We start from the raw sequence: 6,933 nt of genomic DNA, 5'->3' as shown, positions 1-6,933 counted from the left end.
AGGGTAAGGGGGTGGGGGGAGGCGGCCTCGGCTCAGCGCCGCCGCAGCTTGCGCCCCATGACCGTGCCGCCGAGTGCCAGCGCGGCGACGGTGCCGAGCGCGGTCAGCACGGCGACCAGCGGGCCGCTGTCGTCCGGGGCCGCGGCGGCGACCGGCTCCGGCGCGTCCTTCCGTACGGCGGGCCCAGAGGCCGCACGCTCCCCGTAACCGCCCGCTTCGCCCCGCCGGTCGTACGCCGAGCCGGGCAGCTTGTCCCCGTACGCCGCGTGCACCCGCTTCTGGTACGCGGCGACCGTGGTCCCGGACGCGCCGACCGCCCGCTTCGCGTCCGCGTCCAGCGGCAGCACGCGGTCACCGCGCTGGACGTACCAGGCGTCGATCTGCGGCTCACGGAAGAGCGTGCCGCCCTTCGCCTTCGCCGCGTACGCCGTCTCGTCGGCGCCGGTGGCGATGTTCACCACCCGCCAGGTGTCCGCGCCCGCCGTCCGTACGGTCCACACCGACGCCTCCTGGCCGTCGGCCGAGACCGCCCTGCTGGCCAGGAAGTCGAGCTTCGCGACCGGGGCTCCGGAACGGCCGCGCACGAAGTCCGGCGAGAGGACATGGACCGGCACGGTGGCGCCCTCGATGCGCGGCGCCGCGGCCTTGACGCTCACCCTGCCGTCGCGGGCGAAGAACCGGGCGAGCGTCTTCAGGGTGCCGGGGGCGCTCGCCGCGTCGCGCGCCGCTGCCACGCTCGCCGCGGTGGGCTCCTTCGGCGGCGCGGGGGTGTCGGCTGCCTGGGCGGCCTGCGGGGCGAGCCCGGTGAGAGCGGTGGCCAGCGCCGCGACGACGGCGGCGCGCCTGTGGTTCCGGTACGTCATCGCCTCAGGCTCCGATCCGGTAGAGGGAGTGCGTCCAGGAGAACTCGCTGCCGTTGACGTAGTAGCGGTAATCACCCCAGTTGTAACGGCTGTTGTCGGGCCACGGATCGCCCCAGTACACCCAGTTGTTCGCGGTGTCGAAGCCGTACAGGACGTGCATGTGGCCGCCGCCGGACGCCCACTGGATGCGGGTCTCCACGGGCCTGTTGGCGTTGATCTCGTTCTGCACGGTGCTGTAGTTCAGGTAGCCGCTGACGTAGCTGCCGGGGCTGATGCCGGCCCAGTCCAGGCCGTTCTGCACATCACCGAGCGTGGCCTGGCTGTTGGGGCAGCTGGTGCCCTGCTGCCGCCCGAAGGAGGCGTTGCAGAACTGGTTCTGGCTGTAGTTGCGGCCGAACCAGGTGGCGATGGTGTTTCCGGAGGCCGCCCAGCACCAATTGCTGTACTGCTGGGCCTGCATGGTGATGTTCAGCTTCCTGCTCGCGAGCGCGGTGTCGGGGGCGGCCGTCGCCGTCGCGGCGGGGAAGCCGGTGAGGACGGCGGCGACGGCCGCGATCAGGGGCCATCTGCGGCGCGTGGAGCGGGGACGGGACGGGCGTATGCGGCGGGACGGGCGGTGCATGGCGGTCCTCCCGAGGGGGGTGGGAAGAGGGAGAGGAACGCATCCGGATGATGCTGAGGAGCATCGGGTGTTGTCCGAGGCAGGTCAACACGCTTCAATGCGTGGTGACGCAGGGGTGTGGACGGACGGGCCCTGGTGTGAACGTCCCCTGCCCGGCGATCTGCGAGGAACGGACAGCGCCGGCGGGATCTGTGAACTCCGGTTGTGAACGTTCACCCCGCGCACCGGAGGGTTGGCAATGGCACAGGACACCGCCGCATCGGCCGGGCTGGCGCAGGTGCTGCGCACCGGCCCGTTCCACCTGGCGCTGCGCGCCGCGCTGGCCGAACGCGGCCTCGCCCTGCACCGCGTGCAGTACAAGCTCGCGCAGCGCGGCATCAAGGTCGGCGTCACCAGCCTCAGTTACTGGCAGCAGGGCGCGCGCCGCCCGCAGCGCCCCGAGTCGCTCCGCGCAGTGACCGCGTTGGAAGAGGTACTGGAGTTGCCGGCCGGCGTGCTCACCAGGCTGCTGGAGTCGCAGACCCCGGTGTTCCCGGACGTCGAGCGCCCCACGGGCCGGTCGTACCGCACCCTGACCGAGGACTCCGACGTCGTACGGAAGCTCCTCGCCGACCTGGGCGCCCCCACGGACGGCGGGCTGCACACCGTGGGGCAGTCCGAGCGGGTCCTCATAGGGGCGCGGCGCGAGCTGCTGGACCGCGAGTCGCAGCAGGTGGTGCGCGCGCACCGGGACGGCATCGACCGGTACCTCGCCATCCACTGCGGCGACGAGGGCGCCGACCCGGCGCGGATGGAGGTCAGGGCGACGGAGAACTGCCGGCTGGGCCGGGTGCGGCACGTCCCCGAAGCGCCGCTCGTGGTCGCCGAACTGCTCTTCGACACCCGGCTGCGGGCCGGCGACACCTACGTCTTCTCCTACGGGTTCCGCGACGGCACCGCGGGCGAGAGCACCGAGTACTTCCGCGGCTTCCCGTTTCCCGGCGGACAGTACGTCCTGCAGGTGCGGTTCGACGAGGCGGCGCTCCCGGTGCGCTGCGGCCGCTTCGCCCAGGCGACGACGACCGCGCCGCGCACCGCCCGCCAGGAGCTGACGCTGAGCGGGCAGCACCGCGCCGTCCACCTGGTGGACCAGTCGGTACGGCCGGGCCTGCTCGGGATCGAGTGGGACTGGGGGTGAGCCCTTCGGGGCGCGCGGAGGTGCGCCCTTCGGAGGGCACGGAGGTGCGCCCCCGAGGGCAGGGTCAGCCGCCCGCGATCAGCTTGCCGCCCTCGACCTTGACCGGGACCTCTTCCAGCGGCGTGGTCGCCGGACCCTGCACGGGCTTCCCGGTGGCCACGTCGAACCGGCTCCCGTGCAGCGGGCAGGTCGCCACTTCCTTGTCGAGCTTGTTCAGCACCGAGCCCGCGTGCGTGCACACCGAGCTGAAGCACTTGAACTCGCCCTTGGCGGGCTGCGAGACGACCAGCTTCTCCTCGGGGTAGAGCTTGGCGCCGCCCACCGGTACCTCGGCGGCCGCGCCCAGCTCCGTCTCCTGCGTGGGCGCCTTCGGGGCCGAGCCCGACCCCGAGCCGCCCGTGGAGCACGCGGCGGCGCCGACGCACGCGACGCCCGCGAGCGCGGCCCCTCGCAGCACGGTACGGCGGTGGAGGGGCTCGCTCATGGTCATGACTCCTGCGTTCCGGGCGGGTGGCTGGGGTGGCTCCCCCGGACGCGGGCGCGGGCTCTCAGGGGGTGGCGCTGCTTCCCGACGATACCGGGGTGGGATCAGCGGCCCCGGCCGGGGCCGCGGTACCCCGGAGCAGGTCCTGTTCGATCTCCTCCAGGCTGCGCCCCTTCGTCTCCGGGAGCAGCTTCCGCACGAACACGAAGGCGAGGAAGGTCATCACCGCAAAGAAGAGGAAGTTGGCGCCCGCCCCGAAGGTGTCCAGGAGCGAGGGGAACACCAGCGCGACCGCCATGTTGAACAGCCAGTTGAAGATCACGCACAGGCTGACCGCCGCGGCCCGCAGCCGCATCGGGAACAGCTCCGGCAGCATCACCCACTGCACCGGCCCCCAGGAGACGGCGAACGACGCGATGTACAGCCCGATCCCGAGGAGCGTCAGCGTGGACAGCAGCGCGCCGTAGCCCAGCCCCGAGAGGTTGGTGACGGCCAGCACCACCATGGCCACGCACATGCCCAGCGCGCCCCACAGGAGCAGCGGCTTGCGCCCCTTGCGGTCGATCAGCCGCATCGCGGGCAGCGTCATCAGCATGTTCAGCGCGCCGACCCCCATGGTGGCGATGATCGCGCCGCTGTCCCCGAAGCCGACGTTGGTCAGCAGCCGGGGCGCGTAGTAGATGATCGTGTTGATGCCGACGAAGTTCTGGAAGAACACCAGCAGCATCCCGACCACGAAGACCGGCCGCAGCCTCGGTGACAGCAGATGCCGGAACGTCAGGCTCTCGGTCTGCTCGCGCTCGGTCCGTACGGTCTCCTCGATCTCGGCGAGTTCGGCCCGGGCCGCCTCGCCCTCCCCGCGCAGCTGGAACAGCACCCGCCGCGCCTCGTCGCCGCGCCCCTTGCCGACCAGCCAGCGCGGGCTCTCCGGCTGCGTGATGATGCCGACCGCCAGTACGGCGGCCGGGACGACGCCGAGCCCGATCATCCAGCGCCAGGCGCCGGAGTCGTGGAAGAGGTAGTCGGTGACGTACGCGAGGAAGATGCCGACCGTGACCAGCAGTTGCATCAGCGAGGCCAGTCCGCCGCGCACATGCTTGGGCGCCAGCTCCGTCAGGTACAGCGGGACGACGACGGACGCGATGCCGACACCGATGCCGAGGACGAAGCGGAAGACGATCAGTGCCCAGACGTCCGTCGCGAACGACGCGCCGAGCGTGCCGAGGATGAAGACCCCGGAGGCGGCGAGGATCAGCCGGCGGCGGCCCCAGGAGTCCGACAGCCGCCCGGACAGGCCGGCGCCGAGCATCGCGCCGACCAGCAGCCCGGAGACGACCATGCCCTCCAGCAGCGGGCTCATCGGGATGTCCCGCTTGATGTAGAGCAGCGCGCCGGAGATGACTCCGGTGTCGTAGCCCCACAGGATGCCGCCGAGGGCACCGAAAACCCAGATCAGTGCGTTCTTGAAGCGCGAGGCGCCGGCGAGCGCGGGCGCGGTGGTCAAGGACATGCCCGTCATCCCTTCTTCGCCCGGTTCGGCGCGATGTGGATCTTGCGTCCGGTGCCGGCCTTGAAGCGGGCCACGGCCTCGTCGAAGTCCTCCAGGCCGAAGACGTCGCTGACCAGCGGGTCAAGGTCGAGACCCGAGGCGAGGACGTCGATGGCGGGCTGGAAGCTGTTGTGCACGGCCATCGACCCGATGATGTCGATCTCGCTGTTGTAGACGAGGTACGGCGAGAAGGCGGCCTTGCGGGACGGGTCCGTGACGCCGAACTGCAGGAACGTACCGCCCTTGCGGACGCGCCCCAGCCCGTCCTCGATGGCGGGCACCGCACCGGTCGCGTCCACGACCACCTCGAAGCCCGGGCCCTTGCCCCGCGCGAGCTTGTCCGCGCTGGTCACGGCCGCGTCGAGGCCGAACGACTCGGCGAACGCCAGCCGCTCCTCGTTCAGGTCCACCACCGATACGGAGGCGGCGCCCGCGGTCCGTACGAGTGCGGCCATCATCAGGCCCATCGTGCCCGCGCCGTAGATCAGGTAGTGCTCGCCGGGGCGGCGCGGCAGCCGGTTCAGCCCGTGCACCGCGCAGGACAGCGGCTCGATCAGCCCGGCCGCGGCCTCGGAGAACGAATCCGGGATCACATAACAGCAGCGGGCCGGCACGGCGACCCGCTCGGCGAAGCCGCCGGCCTGCGTGACGCCGATCGCGCGGTAGTCCTCACAGAGGTTGCCGCGGCCGATCCGGCAGTAATGACAGGCGCCGCACGGCATGTTGGGGTCCACGGCGACCCGGTCGCCGACGGCCGGGGCGGCGACGCCCTCGCCCACCGCGATCACCTCGCCCGTCAGCTCGTGCCCGGGGATCACCGGGTACGTCACGGGCGGCAGCTCGCCGCCGAGGATGTGCATGTCCGTCCCGCACAGGCCGCACGAGGAGACGCGGACGACGACCTCGCCGGGTTCAGGCCGGGGGTCCGGCACGTCGGCCGGGGCGGCTCGGCCCGGCTCGGTGACCACGACAGCGCGCATATCGCGCCTCCACTTCGTTGTGCTGGTCTGATGCTGGTGCTGCGACTCGGTGCCCCGTCGCCGGTCCGGTCCCGCGGCGGTCGGTTGCGAGTCCCGCGGCGGAGGGGTTGCGAGTCCCGCGGCGGTTCGGTTCCCGGGAGGCTAGCCCCGACGTAAACGCTTACGCAAGCGTTTACGCGACGCTTCTGATGCGTTACGGTTTCCCCACAATCACGCACGCCGTCGGACACGTCGGCCACGTCGGGGAGGACGGCATCGGATGGCGACGATGGTGGATGTGGCACGTCGCGCGGGGGTTTCCGTGGCGACGGTCTCGCACGTCCTGAACGAGACCCGCCCCGTGCGCCCCGACACCCGCAAGTCCGTCCTGGATGCGATCGACGAGCTCGGTTACACGCACAACACGCTCGCCCGCTCGCTGGTGACCTCGCGCACCCGCTCCATCGGCCTCGCGGTCTCCGCGATCAGCAACCCGTACTTCACCGAGATCCTGCAGGGCGTCGAGGCGGGCGCGCTGGAGGCCGGGTACAGCCTGCTCATCGCCGACCCGCACGACGACCCGGTGCACGAGCGCAAGGTCGTCCAGCTGCTGCACGAACGCCGCGTGGACGGCATGATCGTCGCGCCCTCCGCCGAACCCGCCGCGCTCGTCGAGTACGTCACCAAGCGCGCGGTCCCCACCGTCTACCTCGACCGCCTCGTCGGCGACGCCCACGACCAGGTCTGCGCCGAGAGCACCGCGCCGATACGGCAGCTCGTCGAGCACCTGGCCGACCTCGGGCACACCCGGATCGGCCTGATCGCGGGCCTGCCGGGGCTGAGCACGACCACCGAGCGGGTCGCCGGCTACCGCGAGGGACTGCGGTCCCGTGGGCTGCCGTTCGCGCCGGAGCTGCTGGCAGGTGGCAACTCCGAGGCGGAGGGCGCCGAGGACGCCACCCGCCATCTGCTCGCCGCGCCCGAACCGCCCACCGCCGTGATCACCGCCAACAACGCCATGACCATCGGCGCCCTGAAGGCCCTCGGCGAGATGGGCCTCCGCGTACCGCGCGACATCGCGCTCGCCTGCTTCGACGACTTCTCCTGGGCGGACCTCTTCTCGCCCCGCCTCACCGCGATCTCCCAGCCCAGCCGGGAGATCGGTGCGGCGGCGGTCCGACTCCTCCTGGACCGCCTGGAAGACCCGGCCCGGCCACCGCGCACCATCCGCCTGCCGTGCACGTTCGTGCACCGGACGTCGTGCGGGTGCGGGGAGGGA

7 protein-coding genes are annotated in these 6,933 nt (G+C 71.9%); 2 read left to right on the top strand and 5 right to left on the bottom strand.

Features of this window, described 5'->3' with window-relative positions; translation table 11 throughout:
* Nucleotides 1–32: 32 nt before the first annotated feature.
* Both CCS38_RS01335 and CCS38_RS01330 read right to left on the bottom strand, forming a co-directional pair.
* Complete coding sequence (locus tag CCS38_RS01335; RefSeq protein WP_223731321.1) at nucleotides 33–863, bottom strand: hypothetical protein; 831 nt, start codon at nucleotides 861–863, stop codon at nucleotides 33–35.
* A gap of 4 nt (nucleotides 864–867) precedes the next feature.
* Nucleotides 868–1,485 carry a papain-like cysteine protease family protein gene (locus CCS38_RS01330; RefSeq protein WP_223731320.1) on the bottom strand — a complete coding sequence of 206 codons (618 nt, stop codon included), beginning with the start codon at nucleotides 1,483–1,485 and terminating at the stop codon, nucleotides 868–870.
* Between the two features lie 238 nt (nucleotides 1,486–1,723).
* Between CCS38_RS01330 and CCS38_RS01325 the strand changes: the two genes are divergently transcribed.
* A complete protein-coding gene (locus CCS38_RS01325) occupies nucleotides 1,724–2,662 on the top strand; it encodes a hypothetical protein (RefSeq protein ID WP_223731319.1) in 939 nt (312 codons plus the stop codon).
* Between the two features lie 64 nt (nucleotides 2,663–2,726).
* On the opposite strand, the gene CCS38_RS01320 is transcribed toward CCS38_RS01325, so the two are convergent.
* The 3 genes from CCS38_RS01320 to CCS38_RS01310 all read right to left on the bottom strand — a co-directional run bounded on the left by CCS38_RS01320 (nucleotide 2,727) and on the right by CCS38_RS01310 (nucleotide 5,675).
* Entirely contained in the window at nucleotides 2,727–3,146 is a 420-nt protein-coding gene (locus tag CCS38_RS01320) for a Rieske (2Fe-2S) protein (protein WP_223731318.1), read from the bottom strand.
* A 64-nt stretch (nucleotides 3,147–3,210) separates the two neighbouring features.
* Entirely contained in the window at nucleotides 3,211–4,656 is a 1,446-nt protein-coding gene (locus CCS38_RS01315; RefSeq protein ID WP_223731317.1) for a sugar porter family MFS transporter, read from the bottom strand.
* Between the two features lie 5 nt (nucleotides 4,657–4,661).
* On the bottom strand, nucleotides 4,662–5,675 hold the full coding sequence (locus CCS38_RS01310) for a zinc-dependent alcohol dehydrogenase family protein (protein WP_223731316.1): 1,014 nt from the start codon (nucleotides 5,673–5,675) through the stop codon (nucleotides 4,662–4,664).
* A 259-nt stretch (nucleotides 5,676–5,934) separates the two neighbouring features.
* Here CCS38_RS01310 and CCS38_RS01305 point away from each other — a divergent pair.
* The coding region (locus CCS38_RS01305; protein ID WP_223731315.1) for a LacI family DNA-binding transcriptional regulator at nucleotides 5,935–6,933 on the top strand (999 nt) is incomplete at its 3' end.

This window comes from Streptomyces purpurogeneiscleroticus, assembly GCF_020024005.1.
Lineage (GTDB): Bacteria > Actinomycetota > Actinomycetes > Streptomycetales > Streptomycetaceae > Streptomyces > Streptomyces purpurogeneiscleroticus.
This window is presented reverse-complemented; position numbering and strand designations above follow the sequence as displayed.